The 13,661-nt window shown below is 70.8% G+C and carries 17 protein-coding genes; 11 read left to right on the forward strand and 6 right to left on the reverse strand.

Annotated elements, in window-relative coordinates; translation table 11 throughout:
- The first annotated feature begins 95 nt into the window (after positions 1–95).
- From O7613_RS12730 to O7613_RS12740, 3 genes are read left to right on the forward strand one after another with little or no spacing between them, the layout of a single operon-like run.
- On the forward strand, positions 96–785 hold the full coding sequence (locus O7613_RS12730) for a hypothetical protein (protein WP_282294022.1): 690 nt from the start codon (positions 96–98) through the stop codon (positions 783–785).
- Between the two features lie 21 nt (positions 786–806).
- Positions 807–1,583, forward strand: coding sequence for a hypothetical protein (locus O7613_RS12735; protein WP_282294024.1), 777 nt, complete (start codon positions 807–809; stop codon positions 1,581–1,583).
- A gap of 35 nt (positions 1,584–1,618) precedes the next feature.
- Complete coding sequence (locus O7613_RS12740; RefSeq protein WP_282294026.1) at positions 1,619–2,194, forward strand: GIY-YIG nuclease family protein; 576 nt, start codon at positions 1,619–1,621, stop codon at positions 2,192–2,194.
- A gap of 18 nt (positions 2,195–2,212) precedes the next feature.
- Here O7613_RS12740 and O7613_RS12745 read toward each other — a convergent pair whose 3' ends face one another.
- On the reverse strand, positions 2,213–3,028 hold the full coding sequence (locus tag O7613_RS12745) for an aminoglycoside phosphotransferase family protein (protein ID WP_282294028.1): 816 nt from the start codon (positions 3,026–3,028) through the stop codon (positions 2,213–2,215).
- 175 nt (positions 3,029–3,203) lie between these two features.
- Positions 3,204–4,673 (reverse strand): glycoside hydrolase family 5 protein, encoded by a 1,470-nt coding sequence (locus tag O7613_RS12750; RefSeq protein ID WP_282294030.1) that lies wholly within the window; start codon positions 4,671–4,673, stop codon positions 3,204–3,206.
- A 127-nt stretch (positions 4,674–4,800) separates the two neighbouring features.
- Here O7613_RS12750 and O7613_RS12755 point away from each other — a divergent pair, with 127 nt between their 5' ends.
- From O7613_RS12755 to O7613_RS12765, 3 genes are all read left to right on the forward strand, one after another.
- On the forward strand, positions 4,801–5,124 hold the full coding sequence (locus tag O7613_RS12755) for a PadR family transcriptional regulator (protein WP_282294031.1): 324 nt from the start codon (positions 4,801–4,803) through the stop codon (positions 5,122–5,124).
- A 3-nt stretch (positions 5,125–5,127) separates the two neighbouring features.
- Positions 5,128–5,649, forward strand: a complete 522-nt coding sequence (locus O7613_RS12760) for a PspC domain-containing protein (RefSeq protein ID WP_282294032.1) — start codon at positions 5,128–5,130, stop codon at positions 5,647–5,649.
- Between the two features lie 82 nt (positions 5,650–5,731).
- Positions 5,732–6,199, forward strand: a complete 468-nt coding sequence (locus O7613_RS12765; RefSeq protein WP_282294034.1) for an NUDIX domain-containing protein — start codon at positions 5,732–5,734, stop codon at positions 6,197–6,199.
- 40 nt (positions 6,200–6,239) lie between these two features.
- Here O7613_RS12765 and O7613_RS12770 read toward each other — a convergent pair whose 3' ends face one another.
- Both O7613_RS12770 and O7613_RS12775 read right to left on the reverse strand, forming a co-directional pair.
- Complete coding sequence (locus O7613_RS12770) at positions 6,240–6,452, reverse strand: hypothetical protein (protein WP_282294036.1); 213 nt, start codon at positions 6,450–6,452, stop codon at positions 6,240–6,242.
- A 701-nt stretch (positions 6,453–7,153) separates the two neighbouring features.
- Complete coding sequence (locus O7613_RS12775) at positions 7,154–8,008, reverse strand: LysR family transcriptional regulator (RefSeq protein ID WP_282294037.1); 855 nt, start codon at positions 8,006–8,008, stop codon at positions 7,154–7,156.
- Positions 8,009–8,102: 94 nt separating this feature from the next.
- On the opposite strand from O7613_RS12775, the gene O7613_RS12780 reads away from it, so the two are divergent.
- The gene (locus O7613_RS12780) at positions 8,103–8,804 is read left to right on the forward strand and encodes an SDR family NAD(P)-dependent oxidoreductase (RefSeq protein WP_348775407.1); all 702 of its coding nucleotides are present in this window, start codon (positions 8,103–8,105) and stop codon (positions 8,802–8,804) included.
- A gap of 40 nt (positions 8,805–8,844) precedes the next feature.
- Here O7613_RS12780 and O7613_RS12785 read toward each other — a convergent pair whose 3' ends face one another.
- Positions 8,845–9,807 (reverse strand): ABC transporter permease subunit, encoded by a 963-nt coding sequence (locus O7613_RS12785; RefSeq protein ID WP_282294039.1) that lies wholly within the window; start codon positions 9,805–9,807, stop codon positions 8,845–8,847.
- Positions 9,808–9,812: 5 nt separating this feature from the next.
- Positions 9,813–10,700 (reverse strand): ABC transporter ATP-binding protein, encoded by an 888-nt coding sequence (locus O7613_RS12790; protein WP_282294041.1) that lies wholly within the window; start codon positions 10,698–10,700, stop codon positions 9,813–9,815.
- A 117-nt stretch (positions 10,701–10,817) separates the two neighbouring features.
- On the opposite strand from O7613_RS12790, the gene O7613_RS12795 reads away from it, so the two are divergent.
- Genes O7613_RS12795 through O7613_RS12810 form a run of 4 tightly spaced genes read left to right on the forward strand, consistent with a single transcriptional unit; the run spans position 10,818 to position 13,579 of the window.
- Positions 10,818–11,306: a hypothetical protein gene (locus tag O7613_RS12795; RefSeq protein WP_281588416.1), complete on the forward strand. Its 489-nt coding sequence runs from the start codon at positions 10,818–10,820 to the stop codon at positions 11,304–11,306.
- 10 nt (positions 11,307–11,316) lie between these two features.
- Complete coding sequence (locus O7613_RS12800; RefSeq protein WP_282294043.1) at positions 11,317–12,471, forward strand: histidine kinase; 1,155 nt, start codon at positions 11,317–11,319, stop codon at positions 12,469–12,471.
- Entirely contained in the window at positions 12,468–13,121 is a 654-nt protein-coding gene (locus O7613_RS12805; protein WP_281588412.1) for a response regulator transcription factor, read from the forward strand. The genes O7613_RS12800 and O7613_RS12805 overlap by 4 nt, the downstream gene beginning before the upstream one ends.
- 59 nt (positions 13,122–13,180) lie before the next feature.
- Complete coding sequence (locus O7613_RS12810) at positions 13,181–13,579, forward strand: MmcQ/YjbR family DNA-binding protein (RefSeq protein WP_282294044.1); 399 nt, start codon at positions 13,181–13,183, stop codon at positions 13,577–13,579.
- Positions 13,580–13,661: the final 82 nt, after the last annotated feature.

The following is a 13,661-nucleotide window of genomic DNA, read 5'->3' on the forward strand; positions in this document are numbered from 1 at the left end:
ACCTGCGGGACCGGACCGCCGAATACCTGACGGACCTGACCCGCCCGTACGGCCTGCCGGTCGACCCGGCGGCGCTCGGCCAGTCCTACGGGGAGATGGCCGCTTCGCTGATCCCGGCGCTCGTGCCCGACGACGAGCCGGTGGACCTGCTGGTGCTGGCGTTCGCCGTGCACGACGCGCTGCCCGGCCGGGCCACCGCCGCGTACCTCAGTCACGTCTGCCCGGGCACGCCGATGTCGTTCGCGCTCTGCGACCAGGGCTCGGCGGCGGCGTTCACCGGGCTACGGATCGCTGGCGCCCAGCCGGCGGGCCGCCGTTCGTTGGTGCTCGCCGTCGAGCAGTCCGTCCTGCCGTACGACCCGGGGGTTGCCGTGCCGGAGCGGCACCGGGCCGTGGCGCTGCTGCTCGGCGGCGGCCCGGCCGTCGGGGGTGACATGGCGCCGGGCGACGGGCCGGCTGCCGGCGCGGGCGCGCGGGTGACCGCGTTGCGGCAGCACGCGGACGTCGGGCCGGACGACGTGGCCGGGCTGGCGGCGGCCGAGCTGCGCGGGCTCGGCGCCGGCCGGGCGGATGTGGCGGTGGTGCTTGGCGCGGGCCTCGCCGGGGTCGCGACCGGTGCGAGTCCGGTCACGGTCGTGCCGCCGGGGCAGCCGATGACCGGCGTGTGGTGGGCGCTGCTGGACCGGCTCGACGAGGGCCCGGGACGGGACGGGACGGTGGTGGCCGCCGACTACGACCCTGAGCTGCGCTACCTGTGCCTGGCCAGAAGCGAGGGCGGCGTATGACCACCACGATACTGTCGTGAGATGATCTCCCCTGCTCGTCCGCCGTTGCCACCCGATGTCGACCCGCATTTGTGGTTCGACACCGAGCGATGCGGACGGCACTACCTCCTCGATGGCAACCCGCACACGTTCGCCGGGCGCATGCTTGCCTATTGTGCGGAGCGCGGCATCCGCACCGCGGTGTCGAGGGGAGAGATCGGCGCCTGCTCCGAGCAGACCCGGTACTTCGTGCGAGGGTTCCTGTCCGGCAACGAGCCGGCACCGCCAGAGTCCGGCGACATCGAAACCGCCGCGTCGGAGGAGACCGAGGCGCATACCGCTGGCGGGGTGGCCAGCGAGGCGGAGTCGGAACTCCCCGACGAGTTGCGGGCCGTGATGCGAGAACAGGCGACCGCGCGGGTGGCACTCGTGGTCGACGTGCCGAACAGCGACGCGGACCGCGCCGTCGAGGTGGCCACGACACTCGCCGAACGGGTTGGTAGGCGGGCCTGTGACGGTCCCGGTCCGGTCGAGATCAGTCGGCCGGTGTCGTTCGCCCGGGTGTACGCGCTGGTCGGCGTCACCGGACACCGCCCGTGGGTGGCGGTGCAGGCGGCGGTGACGGCACTGGGCCGCAGCGGCTGGGCTCCCTCGACCGCGGTCGAGGGCGAGCAGTACGTGACGGCGGAGTTCAAGGCGCACCGCGCACTCAACCGAGGTCTCGACGCGCTGGGAGTCAGCGCGGTGGAGATTCACGCCGGATATGGAGTGGGCCACGACCCGTCGCGTACGCCGGGGAGTCGGTGGCCGGGCGAGTGACGGCGGCGGTCGGGCCCGGACCTACGATGGCCTCGATGACCATTCCTGCACGTCGACCCGACGACGTACCGACCGACGAAACCCGGATCGACGAGGCCCTACGGCTGCTCTCCGGCATGCCTGTCGAACTCGATGTCGCCGTCAAGCGGCTCAGCCGTGGCAGCGGTCTCTATGCCTGGTGGGCTGCTCCTTCGGTCTTTCCCGGCCTTCCCGGGCCGCCGAACGAGAACATCCCGTCGTTACGGCTGCTGTACCTCGGACGGGCGACCAGCCTGCGGGGGCGGATCCTGCGCAACCATCTGCGGCGTTCGGGCAGCTCGACTCTGCGCCGTACCCTGGCGGGACTCCTTGTCTCCGAGGGATACCGAACGACCTGGACCGACCGGGTCGTCCTGGTCCCCGAGGATGAGGCGCGGCTGACCGCGTGGATGCACACGCACCTGCGCCTGACGTGGGCGGAGGATGCGGAACCCGCAACGATCGAGGCCGAAATCGTCAGGCGTGTGCACCCGCCGCTCAACGTCCACGGAGTGGATCCCGAGCACATCCAGGCGGCCGTCGTCGCCGCCAAGAACTCGTACAACGCCAGCAGCAGCCCGACCGAGCCATGACCTCCTCACGCCATGGGCTCAGTCGTGGGCGCGGATCTGGCGGAGCCACTCGGCGGCGAGCCGGCGTCCGGCCGGGAGCCGGTCGTGCCGGTCCCAGCGCCAGGTGGTGACCATGGTCAGCGTGAGCGTCCGGCAGGCGCGCAGCAGGTCGTGGTCGACATCCGGATAGTGCTCGGCCACCTCCTCGGGCGCGTGCGCGAGATCGAACTCGACCGGTCCCCGGCAACAGGTCTCCAGGTCGATGAAGAGCGGCCCGGTCCCCGTCGACACCAGATTGCCCGGGTGCGGCTCGCCGTGCAGGATCTGCTCGACACGGCCGCGTTCGGCGACAGCGCGACGAAGCCGGCGCAGGGTCGCGTCGAGAAACTCACGGTCCGCGTCGACGAGGTCGGGCGTGCGATCCCGGTCGGCCACCAGCCGCTGTGCCTGCTCGACCCGGTCCGTGTAGTGCGGTGTCGGAAGGCGCAGGTCGCGCATCCCGGCGTGCAGCCGTAGGAGCGCCCGGGCGTAGTCGGGCGGCGGGATCGTACGAGTCGACGGCTCGTAGTAACTCCACAGCGTGACCGCGTAGCCGTCGTGTTCGTGGACGCGTGGCCGCACGCGGGGATCGGGAACCGCGACCGGGCTTCCCTCGGCGGTCAGTCGCCGTGCGATGTCGAGTTCGAACCGGGCGGCGCCGTGGTCCGCCGCCGGTGACACCCGGGCCACCACGTCACTCGGCAGCAGGCGCAGCGTGGTCCGGTTCGAGTCCTGGAGGATGATCGCATCCCGACTCGGCAGACCGAGCGACGACGCAACCGATCGAGCCGCGGCTACGGCATCCGTCGTCGCCAAGTCAGACTCCGGGACGCGTGGCCCGGTGCCACGACGATGCGGCACGGGCGACGAACGCGTTGTCGAGATCGAGCAGGATCACTCGCACGCACCGATGGTAGCGGCCTCGGCAGTTGACCGGGACCGCGCGGCCCGGATCCGGCAACCGGGATCCGGGCCGCGCGCCGTCGGGCGATCAGCCGTTCGGGTTGCCGACGCCGGTGAGGATCCGGCTGCGGAGATATCGGCCCGCCTCGGTCAGCACGCCGTTGCCGGCGAAGCTCGTACCGGCGCAGGTACCCTGCTGGAACGCCGAGTTGGTTTCCCGGCCGTCGGAGAAGCTCCACATCCCGTACGAGATCTTGTTGCTCTTGAGCAGGTCCAGCCAGGCGGTGGTGCTGGCGAAGTCGTTGGTGCCGTCGCCGGTGAAGGTCTGCGTGCCGAACTCGCTGACGAACAGCGGCAGGCTCTTCGCCGCCCGAGCCACCACCGCGCGCCGGTCGGCGCCGTGCGAGGCCGCGTAGAAGTGGAACGTGTACATGACGTTCTCGGCGTCGACCGGATCGTTGACGACCTCGGTCTCGTCGCTGCCCTCGCTGAGGCCCAGCGACGAGAAGCCGCGGGTGCCGACCAGCACGACGCTGTCCGGCGAGTTCTTCCGGATCACCGGGATCACCTGCTCGGCGTACGTCTTGATGCCGTCCCAGCTGACCCCGTTCGGCTCGTTCGCGACCTCGTAGAGCACGTTGTCGTTCGCCGCGTGCCGGGCCGAGACGTCCGCGAAGAACGTCCTGGCCAGATTGAGGTTCACGTTGGGGTCGCCCGGGGTGAGGATGTGGAAGTCCACCAGGACGTAGAGCCCGAGCCGGGTGGCCTCGTCGACGAGGCCGTTCACCTTGGCGGTGAAGCCGACCGGGTCGGTCTCCAGGCCACCCTCCTGCACGTACATCGACAGCCGGATGAAGTCGGCGTTCCAGTCGGTGCGCAGCGCCGCGAGCGAGTCGGCGTTCACGCAGTTCGGGAAGAACTGCAGGCCGTGGCTACTCATGCCGCGCAGTTGGATCGCCTCGCCGGCCTCGTTGCACAACTGCACACCGCACACGCTGAGCTGACCGTTGACCGCCACGGGCGTACCGGCCGGCGCGGACGTGGATGCCCCCGGCACGGCCGCGGATTCGGCGGGTGCCGGCTCGGCCGCCGCGCCGGTCGTCGGGGCGGTGGTGGGCTTGGTGACCGGTGCCGCCCTGGTGCCGTCGCTGAGCGCACAGGCCGACAAGCCCTCGGCGTCGAGGTCGGGCTTCGCGGCGTTACGGCCGATCGCCGTCTCGATCCGGTTGATGGTGGCGAATCGCTTGTCCCGCAGCGGGCCGAGGACCGCGTTCCGGGCGAAGTCGGGACCGCCCTGACCAACCGCGTCGCGCAGCCGCTTGTCGGCCTCGGTGATCTGGGTGTCGAGCAGTTCGAGGTTGCGCTGCACCTCGGCCTGCTGTGGAGCCGGGATGTTCACACCGACGGTGACCTTCGGGCAACTGACGGTGGGCGCCGACTCGTCGGCGGAGGCGATGCCCAACCCGACGCCGACGGCGAGAACCGCGACCCCGGCGACGGCGCCGAGCCGCCAACGACGCTCTGAACTGCGTGACCTGCCGAACCTCGAACTGCCCATCGGAACCGCCACCTCTCGCCGGGTGTCTCACATCCGTACCGAGGGGTTTACGGGAGCGCTCCCGCCACGGATCAGCCCGCACCCTTGTCATGTTGCGACAGGTACCTTGTTATGGCAAGGTATTGGTATGCAGACCGATCCGAAGCTCGTGGCGCTGCGGCGCGGCCTGCTGGAGCCACTCGTCCTGGCCGCGGTCGAGTCCCGGCAGCGGTACGCGGCGGAGATCCTCGCCGCGCTCCAGGAGGCAGGCTTCCCCACCCAGGAGGGCACGCTCTACCCGCTGCTGAGCAGGCTCCGACGAGACGGCCTCGTGCACCACGAGTGGCACGAGTCGCCGTCCGGGCCGCCCCGGAAATACTTCTCCCTCACGGATGCCGGCAGAAGCCAACTCACCGCGTTCCGCGACTACTGGAACGAGCTGACCCACATGATCAACACGATGGGACGATGACCCGTGAACGAGCCGACAGCCATTCGTCTCACCGGTCACGTCGCGGCCTATCCCGCCACCCGCGAAGCACACGACGCCCTGCGGCACTATCTCGACGAGGCGCGGCGCGCGCTGCGCGGCGACCCGGACGCCGACGAGATCGTCCGAGATCTCGAATCCGCGATCGGCGACCGGTTGGGCGCGCTCACCGGCCCGGGCCACGAGCCGGTGACCGGCGCCCAGATGGCGACGGTCCTGGCCGAGCTGGGGCCGGTGAGCCCGGCACGCCCCGCGCCGCCCTCCCCCGCCGAGGGACGGCCGCGTGGGCGGTTCTGGTGCCGGATCGACGAGGGTAAGTGGTTCGGCGGCGTCTGTCTCGGCATCGCAGCGTACGGCGGGTTCGGCGTCGACTGGGTACGAACCGTCGTGTTGCTGCTGACCCTGCTCACCGGCGGCGCGCTCGCCGTGCCGTATCTGGTCCTGCTGCTCCTGCTCCCCGTCGTCCCGACGGTTGCCGACTACGAGCGCCAACGCGACGGCAGGTGACCAGGGCCGGGCGGACGCCTGGACGCGGCCCGGCACCGAACTGCCTCGTTGAGCACGTCCTGTCGGCGGCTACCGTGCCCTGATGGCCATGTCGTCGCATCTCGCCCGGCTGCGGGCCATGATCGGCCACGAGTTGATCCAGCTCCCGTCGGTGTCGGTCCTCGTCGTCGACGACCACGCCCGGCTCCTGCTGGTGCGCCATGCCGGAAACGCGGACGGATGGGCGGTGCCCGGCGGCGCGGTCGACGTCGGCGAGTCACCGGCCCAGGCGGCCATCAGGGAGATCCGCGAGGAAACCGGCATCCAGATCAGCACGCCGCGACTGCTGGACGTGCTCGGCGGCGCCGACTACGAGGTGACCTATCCCAATGGCGACCGGGTCGCCTACGTCACCGCCGTCTACCAGGCCGGCATCACGGACGGGACACCGGCGCCCGATCACGACGAGATCAGCGAGCTGGGCTGGTTCACCCCGCCGCAGCTTCCCGGCGTCGACCTCAACCGGTTCGCCCGCGCGCTGCTGTGGGCCACCGGCCACCTCACCACCTGATGACGGCGAGCCGCACGGCATAGGGAATTCCGCGGAACCGTCAGGGCTGCTCGTCGTCTCCGCCGCGGAGTTGGTTCGGCCGATACTGCCTGATCCACGCTTCCACGTCGGCGCGGTCCCACACACGGACCTTGCCGCTCGCCACCGTGTCGATGGGTGCCGGGAAGGTCGACCGGTTGGTGATCTCGGTCGCTCGCGTCCGCGACACGCCGCCGAGCATGTCCGCGATATCGGAGAGCGCCACAAGCCTCACGTCGTGACCGTATGCACGTGGCTCCTGCGCACGTTGCCACTTCCAACCTTGACGGTGTGCACGTTGAAGGGGAGGCTGGTGAGGCACATCCGGTGAGCGGTCCGGGTATCTGAACGGGGTTCGGTGCCCGGATCTGCCTGTCTCGGGAGACAGCCATGATCGAAAGGGAAGCGCCCCGGTCGGAGTGGGTGCCGGACCTGGCGAAGCGGATCATCCGGCGACACTGGATCCTGGGCTACTGCCATCGGTGCCCGGACAGGGCGGGCGAATGTTCGTCCCTACGCTGGGCGCGGGACCGCCTCAAGTCGCGGCGACTGGACGGCAACGCCCGGGCTCAGCCCTGACTGAGCGGACCGCACCGCCGCCTGCATGGCAAGCGTGCCGCCGGCAAGGCACTCTCATGCCGATGAGCGCGCACGTGATCTTGGCTGGATGGGCTGTCCGGCGTTCGGGATCGGACCGCGCGTGCCACGTCGTGTCGGAGAATGCGTTGATGTCGCACCCACGGGTCCTCGTCTCCCCTTCGTCGTTGGGCGCACGTGCGCAGAAGTTTTGACCGCGCACGCGCGGGTGGTGCCAGTCGAGGCGGGCCCGAGTGACGACGAGTGCCGGGATGCGATGCGCTCGGCGCTCGGGTACAGCGACGAGAGTGCCCTCGCCACGTTCCGACGCACTGAGGTTCCGCCGAATCGGACGCACCGTCAGGCGCGGGCGTGGGCGTGGTCGGCCGCGGCGGCGCGGGCGGCTCGCACGAAGGCCGCGACGTGCCGTGACCGGCTGCCCTCCGGCCACGCCACGACCAGCGTCGCAGGCGGGGCGTCTCGCACCGCACGGTACGTCACGCCGCGGTGCGGCCGGTCCAGCGCCGACTCGCCCACCATCGCCACCACCCGACCCAGCGCGACGAGCTGCATCAGCTCGCCGACGTCGCCCACCACCGGTCCGGGGCCGCGGTCGACTGCCTCCGGCCACTGCGGCATCGTCTCGCCGGCCAGGTCCGCCAGGCACACGCTGTCACGGGCCACAAGCCGATGCCCCTCGGCCAGGGCGACCACCCGCCGCTCCACGCTGAGCGCCTCGCTTGCCAACCCCTGTAGGTCATTCTGCGGATGGTGCAACAGGCCCACGTCGGCTCGCCCGCTGTGCAACATCGCGGCCCGCTCGCCCAGCGAGAACGCGAACTGCACCGGCAGCGCGTCCGGTTCCGACTCGTACGCAGCCAGGATCCGCGGCAGCAGGCCCCCGTCGCCGCCGGGCTTCATCGCGATTACCAGCGAACGCTGCGCAGCGCCGGCCCGACGCGATCGGCGTACCGCCGCCGATATCGCATCCAGCGCCACGCGGGCCTCGTCGAGCAGCACCTCACCCGCCGCGGTGAGTTGATTGCCGCGGCTCGTGCGCTCCAGCAGCGCGACACCCATGCGGTGTTCCAGCCGCCGGATCGCGCGGGACAGCGGCGGCTGCGCGATGCCGAGGCGGGCCGCGGCCCGGCCGAAGTGCAGTTCCTCGGCGACTGCCACGAAGTACCGCAGCTCGCGGGTCTCGACGTCGTCCATACCGCAACGGTATCGGCACCCACCCGATCGGTCTTGGACGGCGATCTCGCCGCGCTGGTCGGATAGGGGTATGTCGACAACAAGGATCGCCCTGGTGACCGGGGCCAACCGGGGTATCGGCGCGGCGATCGCGCAAGGGCTCACCGAGCGCGGCATGACCGTGGTCGTCGGGGCGCGCGACGCCGCCTCCGGCGAGCAGACCGCGCAACGTCTCGGCGGCCGTGCGGTGCCGCTCGACGTGACCGATGACGGCTCGGTGCGCGACGCTGTCGCTCAGGTGGAGCAGTGGTACGGACGGGTCGACGTGCTCGTCAACAATGCCGGCATCTCGGGCGGTCCCGCAGGTCAGCTCGCCGGCGAAGTGGACTTGGCGGTCATGCGTGCGGTGTTCGACACGAACCTGTTCGGCGTGGTGCGGCTCACCGACGCGTTCCTACCGCTGCTGCGCAAGGCGGCTGGCGCCCGCGTCATCAATGTCTCCAGCGGCACCGGCTCGATGGCCTGGCAGTCCGACCCGGGCCGTGTATTCGGCTCGTCGCAGATCGCGCTCGCCTACCCGGCGTCGAAGGCGGCGCTGAACATGCTCACCGTGCTGTACGCCAAGGCCCTGGCCGCCGACGGGATCACGGTCAACGCAGTGGCGCCCGGCGCATGTGCCACGGACTTCGCCGCCGCACTGGGCCTGTCGCTGGAGCGTACCGCTGAACAGGGCGCCGCGATCGCCGTACACCTGGCAACCGTGTCGGACAGCCCGACCGGCGCATTCCTGCAGGACGACGGGCCCGTCCCGTGGTGAGCCGAAGAGCCCACGCCCCGTCCGCGGCACTCAGCCCGGGCTAGCTGACGCGGCGTTGGATGCGCCACAGGCCGACCGCTGCGAGCAGCGCGCTGAGACCGAGATACAGCGCCAGCTCGATCCACTGGAAGGGCCAGAATCGCCGGTTGGGCTGGTAGACCAGGTCCACGTGCAGGTCGAGCTTGCCGAGACATACCGCAGTGTCACCGAACGTCCCGGTGGCGCCGGTCTTCGGGGCGTTGGTGAAGCACTCGTCGAAGGCGGCGTCGGACAGTTGCCGGCCGTCGGGTGTCAAGAGCTTGCTGGTGTCCGTGACCCAGGCGTCCGGTACCTCCAGCCCTCCGACGACCGGCCCGCCGGTGATGCTGCCCAGCATTCGGGCCTCATTGATGGCGTCGGCACGCATCGCCACGGTGACCCGCTCGGCGGGCAGGTAGTGCGGTCGAAGCAGGTTCGGCACGGCGACCTGCACCGCGATCACGGCGAGGAACACCATCGCCATCGCCGGCAGGGTGCGGCGGACCAGAAGCCCGGTGACGGCGCCGAAGGTGAAGCCGAAGACGGCGTACCCGATGGGCGCGATACCGCGTGCGCCGAACAGGAGGGTGCTGAACCGGTCGCCGGTCACCTGGTCGACTGGGGTCGCCGCCCAGGTCAGCAGGGCGCTGAGTGTGCCGGCTACGGCCATGCTGGCAAGGCCGAGAACCGTCAGCTTGACCGCGAACCAGCGGCGGCGGGGCACACTTTGGTTCCACACCAGCCGATGGGTGCCGGTCTCCAGTTCCCGGGCGATGAGCGGCGCACCCCAGAACGCACCGATGAGCGCGGGTACCAGACCGGTGCCGGCGGCGAGGAACAGCATCGTCTGCCCGTACCGGCTCGGAAGCTGGGATGTGTCACGTGCGGCATGGATGTCTCCGCCGAGTTGGAGCAAATAGATGGCGGCCAGGACCAAGAGGATCGCTCCGACGAGCGCCTGGATGCGGAACTGCCGCAGGCTCATCCTGATCATCGTGGCACCGCCGCACTCGCGCGGGGCGCGGCACCCGTTCCGGCGGCCCGCGACATGTAGGCGAGGACCAGCTCCTCCAGCGTGACCGGCTCGGCGTCCCCGGCCCGTACCGCTGCGTCGCCCCGGACCAGGGCGCGGCCGTGCTCCGCCCAGATGACCTCGACCCCGGCGGGTATCGTGGCCGGCATCTTCGCCGGATCGCCGACGATCCGGCGGTGCGCGGTGAGCAGGTCCCGGACCGGACCGGCGATCTGGATGCGCGAGGCGCAGAGCACGACGAGGTAGTCACAGACCTGCTCGACGTCGCTCAACAAATGCGACGAGAGCACGGCACTGGCGCCGAGATCGCCCACGAACTCCACGAGTCCGCGCATGAAGTCCATGCGTGCCAGGGGATCCAGCGCGGCGGCGGGCTCGTCGAAGATGAGCAGCTCGGGTCGCTTCGCAGCGGCGATGGCCATCGCGAGCTGCGCGCGCTGGCCGCCGGAGAGCCGGCCCGCCTTCTGTGCGGGGTCCAGGCCGACCTCCACGATCCGCCGCTCGGCCAGCGCCGGGTCCCAGGACGGGTTCAGCCACGCACCCATCTTCAGATGGTCGGCGACGGTGAACGCGGCGTACACCGGGGTGTCCTGGGCGACGAAGCCGACCCGGGCCAGGTGCGCCGCGTCGGCTGCCGGTCTGGACCCGAGGACGGACAACGTACCTGAGGTCGGTCCGATCAGGCCGCAGGCCAGTTGGAGGAGTGTGGACTTGCCGGCACCATTCGGGCCGACCAGCCCGACGACATGCCCGCGCGGGATTCTCAGGTCGCAGTCGGTCAATGCGGTGCGGCGGCCGTACCGTTTGGTCAGCCGCTCGGCGTGCAGGACGAGTGGTGTTTGCATAGGCTCATCCTGCGAACGGCGGGCGGGCTGCGCATCGCTCCAAAGCGTGGGTCGGTACGCCGACGACCCTACTTTTGACCGGTTCGCGTTGGGCGGCGATTTCCTAGCGTCCTCGGCATGAACACGACACACCGAATGGCGATGAACGCCATGCTCGGGTTGGTCTCCGTCACCGGGCTCGGGCTCACGGCGTACCTGATCGCGGACAGTTGGGGCGGGCTCTACTGGCTGTTCGACTGCGTGGCCGGGACGGTGGCGGGGGTGCTCGCGCTGCTGCGCGGGCCGCGGCGGACCTGGCCGGTGGCGGGCGGGCTCGCGGTCGCGGCGGTGGCCGTCGTGGTGGCCCGGGTCGCCGGCCTGCCGCAGGAGCCGGGACCGGTCAGCGCACTCGCACTGGCCGTACTCGTCGGATCGGGGATCCGGACGCTGCCGGGACCGCGCGCCGCGGCCGTCGCGGCGGGCGGGTTCACGGTGGTGGTGGGTACCTGGCTGACCGCGCTTCCGGACGCGGCGGGCTTCACCGTGGTGACCGTCGTGAACACAGTCACCTGGCTGGTTGCCGTGGCGCTCGGGACCAGCCTGCGTGCGGCCGGAGGGGCCTCGTAACTTGAACAGGGTGAGCATCTGTCACCGGCTGTTCCGGGCCGCGGCCACGGCGGGACTCGCCGTGGTCTTCCTCGCCGCGATCGGCATCGAGGCCGCGGCGATCGCCCAGACCTGGGGCGTCCGGTACTGGCTGGCGGGCGGTTCGGCCGCCGTCGTGGTCTGTGTGCTGGCGCTGGTACGACGGCGGCAGCGGGCGTGGGCGGCGATCGCCGGTCTTGGGATCGCTGGACTGGCCATCGCGGGGGCCCGGCTGTTCCACCTCCCGACCGAGCCGGGACCGGCCATGGCGCTGGCGCTCGCCGTCCTCGTCGGGTCGGCGGTGCGAGCCCTGCCTCCCGTACCGGCTGGTGTACTTGCCGCCGGAGGGCTCGCGGTGGTCGGCGGCGCCTGTCTCGCCGCACGGCCGCATGCCTCGGACACCACCTCGGGCGCCTCCGGGGTCGTGTTGATGAATGTCGTGGCCTGGCTCGGCGCGGTCACGGCCGGGCTGGCACTGCGGCTGCTGGACGACCGGGCGGCGGCAACCGCCGAGAAGGTGCGCCGGGACGAGCGGCTGGAACTGGCCCGGGAACTGCACGACGTGGTGGCCCACCACATCACCGGCATGCTGATCCAGGCGCAGGCCGCCCACGTCGTCGCGCGCAAAGACCCGGGGCAGGTGGCCGAGTCGCTGACGGGGATCGAGGCCGCCGGCACCGAGGCGATGCGCGCGATGCGCCGCGTGGTCGGGTTGCTACGCGATGCCGAGGACGCTCCACCCGCCTCGGCCGGGCCGGAACAGCTCGGCGTACTCGTCGAGCGCTTCAACCGGCAGGGCCCGCCGGTGCGCCTGCGGATGCCCGAGCAGAGGACGGCATGGCCACCGGAGGTGACCAGCACCGTGTACCGGATCGTCCGGGAGGCGCTGACGAACGTGGCCCGCCACGCGCCGCACGCCCACGGCGTCACCGTCACCGTCGACCAGAACCCCGCCGGCGTCAGGGTCGAGGTGGTCGACGACGCGCCACCGGGCCCCGCCCGCGCCGCCCACCGGGGCGGGTACGGCCTCGTCGGCATGCGCGAACGCGTCGAAACCCTCGGCGGTTCGCTCGCCGCCGGTCCCCACCCCGACGCCGGCTGGTCGGTCCTGGCCACCCTGCCTATCAATGAGGGACGGCCGCGATGACAATCCGCGTACTGCTCGCCGACGACCAGGCGATGATCCGCAGTGGCCTGAAGCTCATCCTCGAAGACCAGTCGGACATCAGCGTCATCGCCGAGGCGTCAGACGGTGTCGACGCGATCGCCCAGGCCCGCCAGTTGCGCCCCGACGTCTGCCTGGTGGACATCCGAATGCCCCGGCTCGACGGCATCGAGGTGACCCGGGCACTGGCCGGGCCCCGCGTACCCAACCCGATGCGGGTCATCGTCGTCACCACATTCGACCTCGACGAATACGTGTACGGGGCACTGCGCGGCGGCGCGGCCGGCTTCATCCTCAAAGACGCCGGCCCGGCCCTGCTGGTCGAGGCCGTACGCGCCGCCCACAACGGCGATGCGCTGGTCTCCCCGTCGGTCACCGTACGGCTGCTACGCCACCTGACCGCGCCGAAACCAGAACCCGACAAGTCGCTGCCGTCGTTGTCGGAACGCGAGATCGAGGTGGTACGGGAGATCGCGCGCGGCCGGACCAACCTGGAGATCGGGTCCGAGCTGTTCATCTCCCTGAGTACGGTCAAGAGTCACGTCTCGACCATCCAGACAAAGCTCGGCCTACGCAACCGCACCGAGATCGCCGTTTGGGCCTGGGAACACCGGATCGTCGAAGCTGCTTGAACGGCAGCCACGGCAGCGGTACCGCGCCGTGGCCGCCCAGGATGTGCTTACCTTCTGGTATGCCGCACCCCATCATGTTCGACGAGGCGGACCCGCTCCTGGGCCGGCTGCGAACGCTCGCCCTGGCCTTCCCCGACGCGGCCGAGAAGATCTCCCATGGGCGTCCCGCCTTCCACACCACCAAAGTCTTCGCCTACTACGGGGGATCGGTGAAGGTCGACGGCGTCTATCAACAGCACGGACAGTCGGTGATCGTGCTGGTCGACCCCGACGAGCGCACGGCGCTGCTGGCAGAAGACCGTTGCTTCGTTCCGGCCTACCTGGGGGCCTCCGGGTGGGTCGGTGTGGACCTCACCGATGACATTGGCTGGGATGAGGTCGGCGAGCTACTCGACGCCAGCTACCGACGTACGGCCGGGGCACGCAGGATCACGCTGCTCGACTCCCGACGGCCCTGAGCAACCCGACGCTGCTCGGCAGCCAATCTCAGTCGACGATGCCGTCTGATGCGCTCCTGCCGGCAGACCAGTGACGAGGGCG

This window comes from Micromonospora sp. WMMD975 (assembly GCF_029581215.1).
In the GTDB taxonomy this organism is placed as follows: domain Bacteria; phylum Actinomycetota; class Actinomycetes; order Mycobacteriales; family Micromonosporaceae; genus Micromonospora.

Bases quoted from the DNA above. Each gene is read 5' to 3' on its own strand.
- O7613_RS12810 (WP_282294044.1), top strand. From the start codon at position 13,181: ATGCCGCACCCCATCATGTTCGACGAGGCGGACCCGCTCCTGGGCCGG.
- O7613_RS12750 (WP_282294030.1), bottom strand. From the start codon at position 4,673: ATGGGCAGTTCGAGGTTCGGCAGGTCACGCAGTTCAGAGCGTCGTTGG.
- O7613_RS12775 (WP_282294037.1), bottom strand. From the start codon at position 8,008: ATGGACGACGTCGAGACCCGCGAGCTGCGGTACTTCGTGGCAGTCGCC.
- O7613_RS12805 (WP_281588412.1), top strand. From the start codon at position 12,468: ATGACAATCCGCGTACTGCTCGCCGACGACCAGGCGATGATCCGCAGT.
- O7613_RS12790 (WP_282294041.1), bottom strand. From the start codon at position 10,700: ATGCAAACACCACTCGTCCTGCACGCCGAGCGGCTGACCAAACGGTAC.
- O7613_RS12765 (WP_282294034.1), top strand. From the start codon at position 5,732: ATGGCCATGTCGTCGCATCTCGCCCGGCTGCGGGCCATGATCGGCCAC.
- O7613_RS12730 (WP_282294022.1), top strand. From the start codon at position 96: ATGGCCGCTTCGCTGATCCCGGCGCTCGTGCCCGACGACGAGCCGGTG.
- O7613_RS12755 (WP_282294031.1), top strand. From the start codon at position 4,801: ATGCAGACCGATCCGAAGCTCGTGGCGCTGCGGCGCGGCCTGCTGGAG.
- O7613_RS12795 (WP_281588416.1), top strand. From the start codon at position 10,818: ATGAACACGACACACCGAATGGCGATGAACGCCATGCTCGGGTTGGTC.
- O7613_RS12735 (WP_282294024.1), top strand. From the start codon at position 807: ATGATCTCCCCTGCTCGTCCGCCGTTGCCACCCGATGTCGACCCGCAT.
- O7613_RS12785 (WP_282294039.1), bottom strand. From the start codon at position 9,807: ATGAGCCTGCGGCAGTTCCGCATCCAGGCGCTCGTCGGAGCGATCCTC.
- O7613_RS12740 (WP_282294026.1), top strand. From the start codon at position 1,619: ATGACCATTCCTGCACGTCGACCCGACGACGTACCGACCGACGAAACC.